At 71.9% G+C, this 12,871-nt stretch carries 17 protein-coding genes; all 17 read right to left on the reverse strand.

Annotated features, from left to right (window positions below):
- Positions 1-30 precede the first annotated feature (30 nt).
- Positions 31-267, reverse strand: coding sequence for a hypothetical protein (locus tag ACIF6L_RS34710; RefSeq protein ID WP_396491584.1), 237 nt, complete (start codon positions 265-267; stop codon positions 31-33).
- 143 nt (positions 268-410) lie between these two features.
- On the reverse strand, positions 411-989 hold the full coding sequence (locus ACIF6L_RS34715) for a hypothetical protein (RefSeq protein ID WP_396491583.1): 579 nt from the start codon (positions 987-989) through the stop codon (positions 411-413).
- A 103-nt stretch (positions 990-1,092) separates the two neighbouring features.
- Positions 1,093-1,596 carry a hypothetical protein gene (locus ACIF6L_RS34720; protein ID WP_396491582.1) on the reverse strand — a complete coding sequence of 168 codons (504 nt, stop codon included), beginning with the start codon at positions 1,594-1,596 and terminating at the stop codon, positions 1,093-1,095.
- A 132-nt stretch (positions 1,597-1,728) separates the two neighbouring features.
- Positions 1,729-2,175 carry a hypothetical protein gene (locus ACIF6L_RS34725; protein WP_396491581.1) on the reverse strand — a complete coding sequence of 149 codons (447 nt, stop codon included), beginning with the start codon at positions 2,173-2,175 and terminating at the stop codon, positions 1,729-1,731.
- 109 nt (positions 2,176-2,284) lie between these two features.
- On the reverse strand, positions 2,285-2,689 hold the full coding sequence (locus tag ACIF6L_RS34730) for an HK97 gp10 family phage protein (protein ID WP_396491580.1): 405 nt from the start codon (positions 2,687-2,689) through the stop codon (positions 2,285-2,287).
- A complete protein-coding gene (locus ACIF6L_RS34735; protein WP_396491579.1) occupies positions 2,686-3,126 on the reverse strand; it encodes a DUF6093 family protein in 441 nt (146 codons plus the stop codon). Before ACIF6L_RS34735 ends, ACIF6L_RS34730 begins: the two co-directional genes overlap by 4 nt.
- On the reverse strand, positions 3,126-3,506 hold the full coding sequence (locus tag ACIF6L_RS34740; RefSeq protein ID WP_396491578.1) for a hypothetical protein: 381 nt from the start codon (positions 3,504-3,506) through the stop codon (positions 3,126-3,128). Before ACIF6L_RS34740 ends, ACIF6L_RS34735 begins: the two co-directional genes overlap by 1 nt.
- 77 nt (positions 3,507-3,583) lie before the next feature.
- Positions 3,584-4,324 carry a spherulation-specific family 4 protein gene (locus ACIF6L_RS34745; protein ID WP_396491577.1) on the reverse strand — a complete coding sequence of 247 codons (741 nt, stop codon included), beginning with the start codon at positions 4,322-4,324 and terminating at the stop codon, positions 3,584-3,586.
- Entirely contained in the window at positions 4,321-5,178 is an 858-nt protein-coding gene (locus ACIF6L_RS34750) for a hypothetical protein (protein WP_396491576.1), read from the reverse strand. The genes ACIF6L_RS34745 and ACIF6L_RS34750 overlap by 4 nt, the downstream gene beginning before the upstream one ends.
- On the reverse strand, positions 5,175-5,510 hold the full coding sequence (locus ACIF6L_RS34755) for a hypothetical protein (RefSeq protein WP_396491575.1): 336 nt from the start codon (positions 5,508-5,510) through the stop codon (positions 5,175-5,177). The genes ACIF6L_RS34750 and ACIF6L_RS34755 overlap by 4 nt, the downstream gene beginning before the upstream one ends.
- 76 nt (positions 5,511-5,586) lie before the next feature.
- Complete coding sequence (locus ACIF6L_RS34760) at positions 5,587-5,979, reverse strand: hypothetical protein (protein WP_396491574.1); 393 nt, start codon at positions 5,977-5,979, stop codon at positions 5,587-5,589.
- 2 nt (positions 5,980-5,981) lie between these two features.
- Positions 5,982-7,040, reverse strand: a complete 1,059-nt coding sequence (locus ACIF6L_RS34765) for a major capsid protein (RefSeq protein WP_396491573.1) — start codon at positions 7,038-7,040, stop codon at positions 5,982-5,984.
- A gap of 18 nt (positions 7,041-7,058) precedes the next feature.
- Positions 7,059-7,799: a hypothetical protein gene (locus ACIF6L_RS34770; RefSeq protein ID WP_396491572.1), complete on the reverse strand. Its 741-nt coding sequence runs from the start codon at positions 7,797-7,799 to the stop codon at positions 7,059-7,061.
- 103 nt (positions 7,800-7,902) lie between these two features.
- Positions 7,903-8,670, reverse strand: coding sequence for a hypothetical protein (locus ACIF6L_RS34775; RefSeq protein ID WP_396491571.1), 768 nt, complete (start codon positions 8,668-8,670; stop codon positions 7,903-7,905).
- A gap of 74 nt (positions 8,671-8,744) precedes the next feature.
- Positions 8,745-10,601, reverse strand: coding sequence for a hypothetical protein (locus tag ACIF6L_RS34780; protein WP_396491570.1), 1,857 nt, complete (start codon positions 10,599-10,601; stop codon positions 8,745-8,747).
- A 17-nt stretch (positions 10,602-10,618) separates the two neighbouring features.
- Positions 10,619-12,190 (reverse strand): terminase large subunit domain-containing protein, encoded by a 1,572-nt coding sequence (locus ACIF6L_RS34785; RefSeq protein ID WP_396491569.1) that lies wholly within the window; start codon positions 12,188-12,190, stop codon positions 10,619-10,621.
- Positions 12,183-12,797: a hypothetical protein gene (locus ACIF6L_RS34790; RefSeq protein ID WP_396491568.1), complete on the reverse strand. Its 615-nt coding sequence runs from the start codon at positions 12,795-12,797 to the stop codon at positions 12,183-12,185. The genes ACIF6L_RS34785 and ACIF6L_RS34790 overlap by 8 nt, the downstream gene beginning before the upstream one ends.
- Positions 12,798-12,871 lie beyond the last annotated feature (74 nt).

Here is a 12,871-nt window from a genome sequence, read left to right on the forward strand (position 1 = left end):
CTCTCCCCGGGCTGCGGCCCGGACTTGTCGTCAGGTACTGCTGTGCTGGCGTTGCTGCTCGCGGAAGTGCTGGTAGAGGGCGTGCTGCTCGGCGTCGACCAGGCCGAGCTTCAGGCCGGCACCGGCCGGGCCCTCCGGCAGGCCTTCGCGGTGGCGCTCCAGGAGCTGGCAGCCGAAGCACCGGTTCGTGGTGACCACGTAGGCGTGCCGGTCTCCGCCGGCCTCGGGCTGCCACTCCTCCTCCCGGGTGCCGCACTGCGGGCACACGAGGCGGGCGAACTCGGCGTAGGCGAGGGCCTTGGCCCGGTCGGCCGGCGTCCACCGGCCCGGCTCGCCCCCGAGGAACTGCGAGTGCGGGATGCCCCAGCGGTCGCACAGCTCCAGTTCGGCGCGCAGCCGCGCATCAGCCCTCAGCCTTTTCCCAGGTCACCCCGGCTCTGGCTCTGCACGGACAGCGCCGCCTGGAACAGGTCCACGCGGTCCGCGTGCCCCCAGGAGCGCATGAACTCGGCGGCCAGCTCCTCGTCGATGCCGTCGGTGTTGGAGGCGGCGATCAGGGCGGCGGGGAACGTGTCGACGTTCCACGACACCTCCGGGTCCTCCTCGACCTGCTCGGGCGTCGGCGGGTGAGCCCTGACCAGGTCCGGGTAGGCGCTGCCCGGCAGGGCCCGGAACGTGAGCGTCGTGGCCACCTGGTCGGCGCCGGCCTTCGCGTCCGCCAGTTCGGCGGCCGCCGCCTCGGCGACGATCCGGCGGGACTCGTCCTCGGGCGTGGCCGCGGCCATCAGCGCGGCGCGCGCGGCCCGCTCCTCGATCGCGTTGAACGCCGTCTTCAGCGCGACGTCGTCCCACAGCCGCAGCACCGCGGTGGCGAGCGGCCGGTTGCGCAGGCGCTCCAGCTTCGCGGCCCAGTGGGCGTCCGCGGCGACGGCCGCGGCCGGCGGCTCGGGAAGGGCCGTCTCAGCGGTCGCAGTAGTGGTCTTGGGCATCGGAGTCCTCCGGAAATGCGGTGAGGGGAAGGGGAGCCCGGCCGGGCCTCTCGCACGTCCCCTCGTGCGTGCGAGGGCGCCCGGCCGGGAGCGTGAGGGCCGGTCAGGAGGCGGCGGGCACGGCTGCGCCCTGGACCGGGCGCTGGGTGATGCTGAAGTTGACGGTGAACTTCGCGGCCTCGTTGTCGGCGGAGAACGCCGGCGACTGCGACCCGACGCGGACCTTGAAGATGTCCATCGACTTGTTGGTCGGGATGTCGCCCTTGCGCAGGATGACGACGTACCCGACGGTCCCCTTCTTCAGGAGTTCCTCGAGAACGGAGGTGGTGTTGTCCTCGTAGAAGGTGAAAGAGGAGTCCGCGGCCTTGTCGCTACCGGGGATCGAGCTGTCGTAGTCGTCCGACATGTCGGGCGTCTCGATCGCCTGGTTCTCCGTCGTCCAGCCGTCCATCTCGCTGATGGCGGCGGAGAGGTTCGTGCCGGCCACCAGCTCGGGCCGGGTGGGCACCATGGTGGTGGCGACGATGGTGGGAAGGAAAAGGAAGACGGACGTCCCGCGCCGGGAGAACTTCTCGACCGGGACCGGTGCCGGAATGGTGGTGGGCATGGTGGACCCCAGAGGTTCCTTGGGGTCAGCCCGACGAACGCGGCCCTGCCCCTGTGGACGGTGAGGGGTGGCCACCCGGCAAGGGGGTAGCGTCCGCGTTCGGGCCGCCGCGGTGCGGGTCGTGCAGCAGCGTCAGAGCTGCATGGTCCGGGTCGTCAGATCGAACCGGAACCTGATCATGTAGTCCACGATACCGTCGCCCGGGACCGGGTCCGTCCCTACGTCGACGTCCAGCGACCGTCCCCGACAGATCACGCCGGCCGGCAGGTCGAGCGGATAGCGCCACAGGCCGGTCGACGGGTCGCGTTCCAGCACACCCGCGCGGGCACGGTCGGCCAGCCACTCCGCCTGATCGGTGCTCTCCGCCACGCACACGACCTGGTAGACGGCACTGGCGTCCTCGGAGAGATCGCTCATCGGTGCGCCCTGGACGGTCCACCCCGCCGGGTGCAGGACGGTGTACGGCGGCGGAACCGGCCCGGTACCGGTCCGAGGCAGGACGCCGGGGCCACAGGGGCGGCCGACGGCCTCGGTGAGCAGCTTCGCGACGGCCTTGGTGACAGGGCGGCGGGCGATCACGGCCCGCCTCCCTCGTCCGACGCTCGACCAGCGCGGGCGCGGTGGACAATCAGCCCGTTGACGGCCTCGTCGGCTCCGGCTCCGGGGATCAGTGGGACGTGGCCGGCCGTCACATGATCACCTGTTCGGGGACGGTGCGCAGCTGTTCGTCGACCTGCTGGCCGAAGGTGTCGAGGGCCGGGCCCACGTGCGGAAACGGCGGCTGGTTGTAGCGGCGGCCGAGCGAGTCAACGCCGCTGAAGCCGAACTCCAGCCGGCGCCCGTAGGGCTTGCGCGTGCCGACGGCGGCTTCCGCCAGCTCTCCGGCGGCCCCGGCTTCGATGGTCCAGGAGTCACGGTAGCCACCCGTGATGACGTTGGGGCCGGGTCTGCCCGAGGCCCTCGCGCGGATCTGCTGGCGCAGCAGGGTGGCCTGGTGGCGTACGAGCGAGGTGACGGCCGGACCGACCCGTTCCGCGGCCTTGTCGAACGCCGCGGCCAGGTCGGCCGGGTCGGTGAAGGTGCGGCCGGTCACGGTGTGCCCTTGCTCTGGATCTCGTCGCACCAGGCGACGCGCACCGCGATGAGGGTGTTGCCCTGGCCGGTCTGGGCGACGCGCCAGCGCCGGGTGAGGAGTGTCGGGTCGCCCTTCGGGTGCACTGCTGCGACGGTGAGGATGTCGTCGCGCATCGCCACCGGTGCGGCCGGCGGGGTGAGCAGCCGGTAGCCGGACTTGGGGTCGTTGACGTGCTCGACGAGGTCGAGGGGCACGACGCGGCCGATCGGCTGCGACCCTGGCCCGACTACCGCGCCCGGTCCCTCGTACACGACGGTGCCGGGGACGTCCTCCAGTTCACCGGTCTGCTCGTTCAGGACGCGACCGGCCCCCGGCCGGGTGAGACGGACCGTGTCGCCCATCACCAGGTCTTCGACCAGGCCGGCGAGGCCGGACACGTCGATCAGGGACGCCATCAGGGCCTGCCCTTCGCCCAGTCGAGGAGTTGGCGCAGCGCGGCCCGGGTCAGCTCGTTGCGGCCGCCATCCAGGTCGGTGCGCTTGAACACGGCGGCTGCGAGCTGGTCGGCGTCGATACCGGCCAGGAACTCCGCCACGGCGTCCGCCTGGTCCTGGGGCTGGTCGTCGGCGACGGTGACCGTGGCGAGGCCGTCGAAGACGACGCCGATGCCCTCCTTGGGGTAGATGACGACCTGCGCCGGCTCGCCGGCGAGGTGACGGACCCCGTAGCCGCGGACGGACTTGCTGATGTCCGCGCCGTTCAGGTGGAACGACCCGGAGAGGCCATCGCTGGTGATGACGACGTGGTGCTGCTCGGGATCGCTGAGGCTGCTCACAGGTCCTCCTGGTAGGTGGGCCGCAGCCGCGTTGAGGGCGCGGCTACTGTGGTAGACCGTCACGCCGTCGGCGTAGGTCACTTCGGCCACCCCGGAGCGGGGCGGGCGGGGAAGGAGGCGACGAGGTCGGTGAGGTCCTGCCAGTAGGCGGGTATGCCGTCCCACGGGTTGCCGGCCGGGGTGTACGGGGTGGAGTGCATGAAGACGGTGTGGCACCCGTTGGCCCGTGCCAGAAGGACCGCCTCCCGGGCGTCCGCCCAGGTGGTGACGCCGTGAAGGAGGTGCACCTGCTTCTCCGGCTTCCACTCGCGCACCCAGGCCGGCAGCGCGGCGAGGGCCTGCCGGTAGGCGACCAGGTCCCCCTCGAAGGTGACGACCTGGTCGGCGATCTGGAAGAAGCGCTCGTCGGCGGGCACGGCGCCGCAGTTCAGGACGACCTGCTTGGCTCCGCGCTTGCGCAGGCCCTGGATCGTGACGGCCACGGCCTGGACGTCGGAGGACTTCGTGGACACCTGGTCGAGGAAGATTCCGTCGGTGATCCCGCGCGTGACCCAGGTGTCGGTCTGCTGGAACACGGTGAAGTCGACCACGGCGCCGTAGCCGTGGTTGACGTAGCCCAGCACCGGTACGCCTGCGGCGCGCACCGACCGACCGGCGTCGTACAGCACCCCGTCCTCGCTGGCGCCCGGGCCGCTGGCTTGGTTGAGCACGACCCAGCGCACCGGAGCGCCGGTGACGGTCAGGGCGTCCCAGGCCGCGGCGTCGATTCCGGGATGCTGGTACAGGGGCACGCCGAGCCCCATGGTGGCGAGCGTCATGCCGCCCCCTCCTCTTCTTCGCTGGCCGGCTGGCCGGCCTCGATGTCGGTTCGCCCGGCCAGGTCGGGTCTGGGGATCAGCGCCCGGATGCATCCGGGGTGGGCGATCGGGTGGACGGCGGCGTCCTCGACGTTGCGCAGCGTGCCGTTGGCCCGGTCGGGATCGCTGTGGCCGGTCCATCCGCACTCCGGACCGTCGACGACCTGCACCCACTCGGTGGCGAGGTCGTCGACCGCGGTACGCAGCGCGGCGATGTTCGCGGCCGCGGCGGCCTGGGCGGCGATGGCGCTGCGGGCCCAGGCCGCGGCCGGGTACCGGGTGTTGTCGGCGTAGACCACGGTGTCCAGTCGGTGATGGCGTGCGAGGTCGGCGGGGGAGGCCGCGTTGCGCCGGCGGATCGTCTCAGCGACAGCGCGGTGGAAGGCGCGAGCGCGGCGGATGGTCTCGGTGACCCGGCGCGCCAGCACCTCGTACGCGCCGTTGGAGAGGCGTTGCAGTTCCTCTTGGCGGCCGGGCGTCCAGGCGAACGCGGGACGAGGCTGCGCGTTGGGCCAGGGGGCGCTGTGCAAGGCGGCTTCGGCGCCGTGGCGGTAGGCGATCGGCAGTTCGGTGCTCGACCACCGCTGCACGACGCTGATGGCAACGGCGTCGAAGGCGGCGACAGCGGTGTTGAAGCGGGTGAGGGCGGCGCGCAGCATGGCGGCGCGGCGGCGGGTGTCGGCGGTGGAACGGACGGCGGCCAGAACGGCCCGTTGTGCCGTGGTCAGCGTCGTCCAGGCTGCGGTGAGCTCGGCCGCGGTGGTGTCGATGAGCCGGTGGAGTTCCTGGTCGCGCCAGGTGGTGGGGTCGGTCATCGGCGCGGCCGGGCGTTCAGCTGGAGGATGCCCGGGCCGACGTCGTCCGGGCCGGCCGGCTGCGGGTCGTCGGGAGCGGGCGGCGCGGCCGGGTCGACGAGGCTGGCGATCTGGCGTTCGATCGCGGCGACGTTGGCGGAGTTGTCGATGGAGACGACTCCCGACAGCGCGACCTTGAGCGGCTGGGCCAGGAGGGTCTGTCGGCGTTCGCGCAGGACTTCGAGGGCGACGGCGCGGGCGGACCGCAGGCGAGCGTAGCGGGCGTCGAGGTCGGCCGGGTCGGTGGCGGTACCGAGTTCGGCGAGTAGCCAGGCGCGGGTGGCGGTGTCCAAGGGGTCTCCCGTCCTGGTGAGGGGTGGGGGCTCGTGGCCGGGCCGGGGAGGACGACCCGGCCCGGCCACGAGGGTTCTACTCGGCGCCCTTGCGGCCGCGCCGGCTGGCCGGCTTGGCCTCCGGGGCGGACTCCTGGTCGAGCACCGGAACGGCCTCGGTCTCCGGGGCCGGCTCCTGGTCGAGCACCGGGACGGCCTCGGCGTCCGGGGCCAGCTCCTGGTCGAGCACCGGGGCGGCGATCTCGGTGGCGATCTCGCCGTCCGAGGTGGCCAGCGCGGTCGGGCCGCCTTCGGGGGTCCCGTCGCCCGGATCAACGGGATCGAGGTCCGGCAGCCTGCCGCCGACCCACGCGGAGGCGTTGGTGACCAGGCGGGCGAGTCGCGGTTCCGGCTGGCTCCCGGCCGCCAGGACAACGGTCTCGTGGGTGTCCGGGTCAACCACGAACACGCTGCTTCCCAGCTCAGCCATGGTCACCACACCCGCGCGGAGATGTGGATGTCCGGCACGTACATCACCGGCATCGCGACGGCGGAGGCCTTGGTGTAGACGGTCGGCGGGTCGTCGGTGAACCCGTGGGTGATGACGATGCCCGGGGCTTCCTCCTTGAGGATCGCCGGGTTGGAGCCGCTGGAGAGCACCAGCGCCTCGGCCGTCACCCCGTACTGGGTCTCCGCCCACTCCCTCGGGTTGGGCGGCAGCATGCAGAACAGGTTCTCCGGCAGCACGCGCGCGTTGCCGCCCGCCTCCGACGGGAGCTGCAGGTCGTAGATCGTGATCGGCGGCAGGTTGTAGCGGGCCCGGACGACGTTGACCTGGTCCGGGGCGAGCATGGCGGTCGGCAGCATCGAGCCGGCCACGTTGTAGTACGCGGCCCGGTAGGAGTCGTTGCCGGCCATGAGGGCGGCCGCCTTGTACGAGGTGAGCACCCGGTCCGGGAGCGGCGCGCCGATGCTCCGCAGGTACTCCTTCCACGCCATCTCGTCGCGGAGCATGTTCGCGGTCGGATCGGTCCAGGGCACCTGGGCCACCGGCATGTTCGCGGCCGGCACCTGGAAGTCGACCTCGACGGTGATGCCGTTCTCCCCAGTGAGGGTGAACTTGCCGTCGTTGAGGAGGTCACCGGCGGCAATCTCCGCGCGGGACTTGATGGCGAGGACGTGCGCGGCGGCGTCCTGGTAGATCTCGTCGACCAGGTCGCCCTCGTCCATGCCGCGCGAGGTGTTCAGCAGGATCGTCTCGAGTTCACTGACGATGTACTTCTGACCCAGGGGGGGAAGTTGTCCCTCGGTCTCGATCCGGGTGATCTCGCGGGCCGCGATCGGCGCGGCCGCGTCGAACGCGCGGTACTTCGCGGGCAGGACGCGGCGGCTGGTACGGCGAGTCTTCCACTTCACGCTGTTGATCGTGCGCACCGGCATGACGGTGTTGGTCAGCTCGTAGTCCGCCGGAGTCTTGACCGCCCTCGCGAAGGCGTTGATCTCGGTGGCGTCGATTCCGTGGAGGAGGTTCTCCAGCATCTCGTTGGGCATGGTGGGTCAGCCCCTCCCTCAGGTGGTGACGTAGATGATCTGGGCCGTGCTGTAGCCGGGCAGCGGCTGCACGAACGGGACGGGTAGCTTCGCGGGGTTGATCAGGCCGTGCACTCGCATCGGGCCGACGGCCCGCGGCTGGCCGGGGACGAACTGCACCTCGAACTCCAGGAAGCCGGCGAGGACCTCGGTGCCGTCGGTGGCGCCGGGGGTGCCGCCGCCGATCGGGGTGGTGACGTTGACGGCTGGGGTGGTGCCGCCGGTCAGGCCTGCGGCGTTGGCCGTCATCTGGGCGACGTTGTCGCCGGCGAAGTTGCCCGCGAACGCGACGGTGTAGGGGCCGCCGGCATTTCCGGTCACGGTGATGTCGCCGGCGGCGATGTTGTTGAGCGCCTCCAGCGCGGCCTTCACCGCCGCGGCGGTCGCGTTGTACGCGATCGCGGCGGTCGACTGGCCGGCGAACGTCAGGGTGAAGGTGCCGCCGGTCGGGCCGCCGGTGATGGTGACGGTCTGGGTCTCGCTGCTCGGCCCCGTGTACGGGGCGTAGAGCCCGGATTCGGTGAGGCGCCCGAGCGGGATGCCGGACTTGATGAGGCTGAGGGGCTGCGCCAGGCCCGTGCCCGGCGTCCAGTGGGTGCCCTGGGCGAACTTCGCGACGTCCAGGGTGATGGTCTGGTTGGTCTCGGTACCGTGCGGCGACGCGAGCCACAGCCGGTTGGCGGTGGACGTCGTGGTGGTGGTGATCGGCGGCATGACCATGCCGGATCTCCCTCCCTGGGCTGGGTGCCTGCGGGGTGGTCGGGGCACCGGATGGTGCCGTCCACGGGAGGGAAGGGCGTGGTCCCTGGGTACTGCGCGAGGGTCAGGTGAGGCCCATGGCCGCGGCCCGGGCCCGGCCGTGGTCGCCGGGCTTTCCGGACTGGGGGGTTCGGGCGGGCGGCCCGCCGGCCGGCGCTCCGCCGGGCGCGGGCGGTGTGCCCGGCGCGGCCTTGGCCCCGGTGAAGAGCACCGGGCGGGCGGTCTTCAGCGCCTCGGCGGCGGCCAGGACCGTGGCGTCGTCGGCGTCGTCGGCCAGCTCTCGGGTGAGGAACGCCTGGGCGACGTCCAGGTCGGCGGCGGGCACGCCGAGCTGCGCCAGGATCGCCTGCTGCTTGGCGTCCCGGAGGAGCTTCTGCGCGGTGGTGGCGGCCGTCGTCGCGGCGGCTTCCTTCGCCGCGACGGCGGCTTCCCGCGCCTCCAGGTCGGCGGCGCGCCGCTGTTCCTCGGTCAGTGCGGCGTCGCGCGTGGCCTTGGCGTCGGTGAGCAGCGCCTTCAGGACTTCGTCGGTTGTGGTCTCGGGGTCGAGGCCGGCGGCCGTGGCGAGGTCGCGAAGCGTGGCCGTCGCCCCCTGCTTCTTCTCCTTCGCCATCGCCTGGTTCAGCCAGCGCTGCGGGACCTGAAGCACCTGCTCCCCCGGGTTCGCCGGGTCCCCCGGCACGGGTACGGGCCCGGGCGGCGTCGGAGTCGGGGCCGGCGGAGTCGGAGTCGGCGCGCCGCCACCGGTGGGTGCGGGTCCCGGGGTCGGCACCGGCGGGGTGTTGTACAGGGTGGCCGCCGCCAGGAGCTGGCGGCGCATGACGGCACGGCGCATGGATGTCCTCCACCGTGAACGCCCCCGCGCCACTATCGAGTGTAGGGGCGATCATGGTGTGCTCTGTCGCCGAGTCAGCCGCTCGTTCCCTGTTCACGAGCCTTGCCGTCGCCGGGAGTGGGCGCGTTGCCGGGCTGCGGCGGCTGCGGGACCTGCTGGGGCAGGACCACGGTGGGCGGCTGCTCCGGGGGCGGCCCTTCGATGTGCAGGAAGTCGCGAACCGCCTGCGGGTCGCCAGTGGCGTCCGCGAGTTCTCCGGCCTGGGCGAACTGGCGGCTCTCGATCCGCCGGATCTCCTCGTCCAGGTCGTCGATGTCCCAACCGGCCTCGGTGAGCAGACGCAGCGCGGTCTCCAAGCTGATCAGAGCGGCGCTGTAGGCGGTGGCGATGTCGGTGAGGATGCCGGCGGTGTCGGCGGGGGTGTAGGCGCCGAACTCCAGGGTGGCCGGCACGATCGGGCCGGCCCAGTCGGGGTGTTGGCCGGCCTGGTGGAGCCGCTGGACGAGCTTGAACATCAGGGCGTACTTGTGGGCGCGGGCGAGGCGCCCGGAGGCGACCATCATGTCCAGCGGGCTCAGGGTGAGGGAAAGCGCGTAGCCGGACGGCATCTGGCCCTGGTCGGCGGTGCCGAGGGCGACAGCGGGCATCCGCAGGTTCGTGGAGAGCCGGTCGAGGAGATCCTGGCTGGCCTTGCGGAGTTCGGCGAGCTGCGGGGCGGTGTTGAGGACGTCCATCCGGCCACCGGGCTCCAGTTGTAGCAGCAGGCCGGCGCGGACCTGCAGATTGTGCTGGCGGGTCTGCAGGCCGGACGCGGAGATGACAGGCATGCCGGTGGTGGCGGAGGCGTGGGCGGTGTCGGTGTCGGCGCCGGCGAGGTCGTCCAGGAGCTGAAGGACGCGGGCGAGCGCGGGCCGACCCCAGTGCTCTTCGGCGTCGGGCACGGTGTTCGGGACGTGGATCACCGGAATGAAGTCGATCATCAGGTCGAGGCGGTCCAGGATCTCACCGTCCGCGCGGGCGGCGTAGCGGGCGCGGTTTCGCGGCAGGGTGTGCACGTCGACGTCGCCGGTGAGGTCCTCCATGAGCCATGTCGCGTCGCTGAGGTAGCACGTCCATACGGACGGCTCGTCGTTCCACGCGTACTGGCGGGAGATCAGACCGGTCTCGGGGTCGTAGACGTCACCAGGGGTGAGCGCCAGCGTGGCGTCCTCCTGCTCGACCGGGGCGCGCATCGGCCCTGCGTTGGCGTCAACGACGGAGTGCAGCGCGGGTCCGATGAGAGCGAGTTCCCACGTGATCCGGCGGACCCTGGCCTTCAGGCCCTTCGCCGGATCGGCTGGCAGTTCCCAGGCCAGGTGAACGCGGTTCGGGAAGTGGTTACCCGGGTCTTCGCTCGTCTCGACGAAGTAGAAGCCGGGGTCGGTGGCGACCAGCCGGACGCGCCGGCGCTCGGGGTCCCACGCCAGGTAGTAGACGCCGTCGCCCTGGACCACGGCCTTGCGCTCGGCCTGCTGGAGCCGGAGCCCGAACAGCTCGTCCTCGGCCCACTGGCGCAGCCGGTCCTGGACCGCTTGGGCGTGAGCTCCTTCCGGGCCGTTGTCGTCGGTGGTGCTGTCGGCGCCCTTGACGACGATGTGCTGCTCGCGGCCGAGGATGTGAGCCTGGATCGCCTCGTGGAACATGCCGACGTCGCCGTACTCGCGGCGCTCGTCGTCGGTGCCGTTCTGGATCGCGGCGAGCGTGCCGGCCTGGTTCGAGTCGTAGGCGACCATCGTCTTGTAGGAGGCCAGCCGTCGGGCGTCCTCGGCCGGCACCCAGCGGGCGTGTGCCTCGGGGTAGGCACGCCGGTTCGGTGCGCCTCCCTGGCTGGAGAACACCGGCTTGAAGTTGAGCCAGCTCCAGCTGTCGAGCACCCAGTCCCAGAGCTTCATGTTGGTCCTCCTCGTGGTCAGCGGCGGCCGGTGAGCGGGCCGCGGGTGTAGGTGCCGGCGCCGGGGCTTCCGCTGGCGGGGTCGGCGAGTTCGGTGATGGCGTGTACGGCGGCGTCCATGCGGTCCGGGGAGTCCATGCCGGGCATCCACGTGACCATCTGGCCCTCCAGCTCGATGTGCTCGCCGACGTGGTGGACCAGGCCCTGGGCGTAGAGCTGGGCGATCGGTTCGGCGCGTAGGCGTTTGCCCTGCTTGGCCCAGACGTCGACCAGGCGGGGCCGGAGCAGTCCGCGGGTGGCGCCTTCGCGTTCGAGTTCGGCCCAGGCCTGGCTGATGACCTGGCGTGCCATGTCGCCGCCGAAGTTGTTCTCGACGCCGATGACGTCGGCGGCCAGGTCGACGGCGAGTAGGCAGGCCTGACGGCCCCATTCGTGGGCGCCGAGCTTGGCCGACCGGTCGGCGACGACGTAGTACTCGCCCTTGGCGTCGCGGCCAGCGGCGACGATGCCGACCTCGTCGCGCATGGCGTCGCCGCCGCTCGGGTCGATGAAGACGACCACGCGGGTCAGGGGGATCCCGAGGAGCTGTTGCGGGGTGATGCGGTGGTCACTGATCCACTTCCATTGCCACACGCCGCCCTCCATGGGGCGGGGTTTCTGCTGGTAGAGGGACCACCAGATGCGTTCGCCGACGGCTCTGCGGGTTTCGGCGAGTTCCTGTTCGTCGTAGCGGGAGGGCCAGAGGGCGGCACCGATCGGCCGGCCGAGGATGTCGTCCGCGGAGTCGGCGATCGCGGGGAGGTTGATGCGCTCCCAGCCGTCGGGGTCCTGCTGGAGGATCCGGCCGCAGAGGTCGTCTTCGTGCCAGCGGGTGTTGATGATGATCTGGCTCGCACCGGGCGCGCGGCGGGTGTAGAAGACGGAGCGGTACCACTCCCACACCCGGTCCCTCTGGCTGGGCGAACCGGCGTCGTCAGAGCCCTTGAACGGGTCGTCGACGATGCCGAGGTCGAATCCCTTGCCGGTCAGGGAGCCGCCGACTCCGGCGGTGACCATGCCGCCGCGCACCGCGGAGCGCGGCGGCGCGATGAAGTCGAAGCGGTTCGCCGCCCGGCTACCGGGGTGGAGCTTGATGCCGAGGAGGTCGGTGTGCTCGTTGACCAGGTCGCGGACCCACCGGCCGTGGTCGTCGGCCAGCTCGCTGCCGTAGGAGGCGAGCATGATGCGCTTGAGCGGCTGGCGGCGGGCGAACCAGAGCGGCCCCCACCGGGACGCGCGCTGGCTCTTCCCGTGGCGGGGCGGCATCTCGACCATTGCCTTGATGCGTTCGCCGGCTTCGATCCGTCGGTACAGGTTGTCGATGAGGTCGAGGTGCGGGGCCTGGAGCTCGATGCCGTCGGTCAGCACGGCCGCCATCTGACCGGGCGAGCGGTCCATGAGCATGCCGCGCTCGACCCGGGCCAGGTGCGCGCGCATGGGGGCCTTCACCTGCCCGGCCATGACGGCCCGCTGCGCCGGCGGCAGCTTCTTGTACTCCTCGACGACCGCGGCGAGTTCGGCGTCCGGGTCGCGACGCTTCTTCTTACCCACCGGCCGGTCCTTCCTGCTGGTCGGCGGCCGCGTTGAGGGCGATCAGCTTGCGCAGTTCCTCGACCGACTCGAGGTCGATGAGCGGGGCGCCGTCGGCGCCGGTGACCTCGGTGCGCGCGGGGCGGGGGGTGCCCTGGACGACGTCGAGACGGGTGAGGATGCTGACGGCCTGGGCGCGGGCCTTGAACCGGCGCTCGGCGGCCTTGTTCCGGTCCTCGGGGTCTTCCCAGACGTCGGGGTCGGTGTCGCCGCTGGCTTCCTCCAGCGCGGCCCGCAGCAACTGCTCGTACTGGGCGACGCGAAGGCGGCGCAGCGCGTCGACGTCGTGGTCGTACTTGGTCTGGCGGGCCTTCAGCGTGCGCGCGATGTCTCGGGTGACGAGCTGGGCGAGGCGGGCGTCGGTGAGCGGTGGTTCGCCGGCCCGGTAGCGGTCGGCGCCGTATCCCTCGGGCGTGGCCTGGCCTCGGCTGTTGTGCGCGGGGTCGGCGTAGAGGTGGCGGCCGATCTCGAGAGGCAGCCAGCCGAGGGTGAGCTGAAGGCGCACAGCTTCGGCGCGCCGGGCCTGGAGGGCCTGGCGCGCTGCTTCGTGCCCGGGGGGTCCGGCCATGCCTCGCTCCATGCACCCCCGCGCACTCTGTCCATGATCCCCTACGGCTGGTGGTGCTCCGGTCTGCGGTTCCG

The organism is Kitasatospora sp. NPDC086009, from assembly GCF_044540385.1.
In the GTDB taxonomy this organism is placed as follows: Bacteria; Actinomycetota; Actinomycetes; order Streptomycetales; family Streptomycetaceae; genus Kitasatospora.

What these genes read in the sequence shown, in the direction of transcription:
- ACIF6L_RS34715 (WP_396491583.1), bottom strand. Translation starts at nt 989, where the DNA reads ATGCCCAAGACCACTACTGCGACCGCTGAGACGGCCCTTCCCGAGCCG.
- ACIF6L_RS34720 (WP_396491582.1), bottom strand. Translation starts at nt 1,596, where the DNA reads ATGCCCACCACCATTCCGGCACCGGTCCCGGTCGAGAAGTTCTCCCGG.
- ACIF6L_RS34735 (WP_396491579.1), bottom strand. Translation starts at nt 3,126, where the DNA reads ATGGCGTCCCTGATCGACGTGTCCGGCCTCGCCGGCCTGGTCGAAGAC.
- ACIF6L_RS34745 (WP_396491577.1), bottom strand. Translation starts at nt 4,324, where the DNA reads ATGACGCTCGCCACCATGGGGCTCGGCGTGCCCCTGTACCAGCATCCC.
- ACIF6L_RS34750 (WP_396491576.1), bottom strand. Translation starts at nt 5,178, where the DNA reads ATGACCGACCCCACCACCTGGCGCGACCAGGAACTCCACCGGCTCATC.
- ACIF6L_RS34760 (WP_396491574.1), bottom strand. Translation starts at nt 5,979, where the DNA reads ATGGCTGAGCTGGGAAGCAGCGTGTTCGTGGTTGACCCGGACACCCAC.
- ACIF6L_RS34765 (WP_396491573.1), bottom strand. Translation starts at nt 7,040, where the DNA reads ATGCCCAACGAGATGCTGGAGAACCTCCTCCACGGAATCGACGCCACC.
- ACIF6L_RS34770 (WP_396491572.1), bottom strand. Translation starts at nt 7,799, where the DNA reads ATGGTCATGCCGCCGATCACCACCACCACGACGTCCACCGCCAACCGG.
- ACIF6L_RS34775 (WP_396491571.1), bottom strand. Translation starts at nt 8,670, where the DNA reads ATGCGCCGTGCCGTCATGCGCCGCCAGCTCCTGGCGGCGGCCACCCTG.
- ACIF6L_RS34780 (WP_396491570.1), bottom strand. Translation starts at nt 10,601, where the DNA reads ATGAAGCTCTGGGACTGGGTGCTCGACAGCTGGAGCTGGCTCAACTTC.
- ACIF6L_RS34790 (WP_396491568.1), bottom strand. Translation starts at nt 12,797, where the DNA reads ATGGCCGGACCCCCCGGGCACGAAGCAGCGCGCCAGGCCCTCCAGGCC.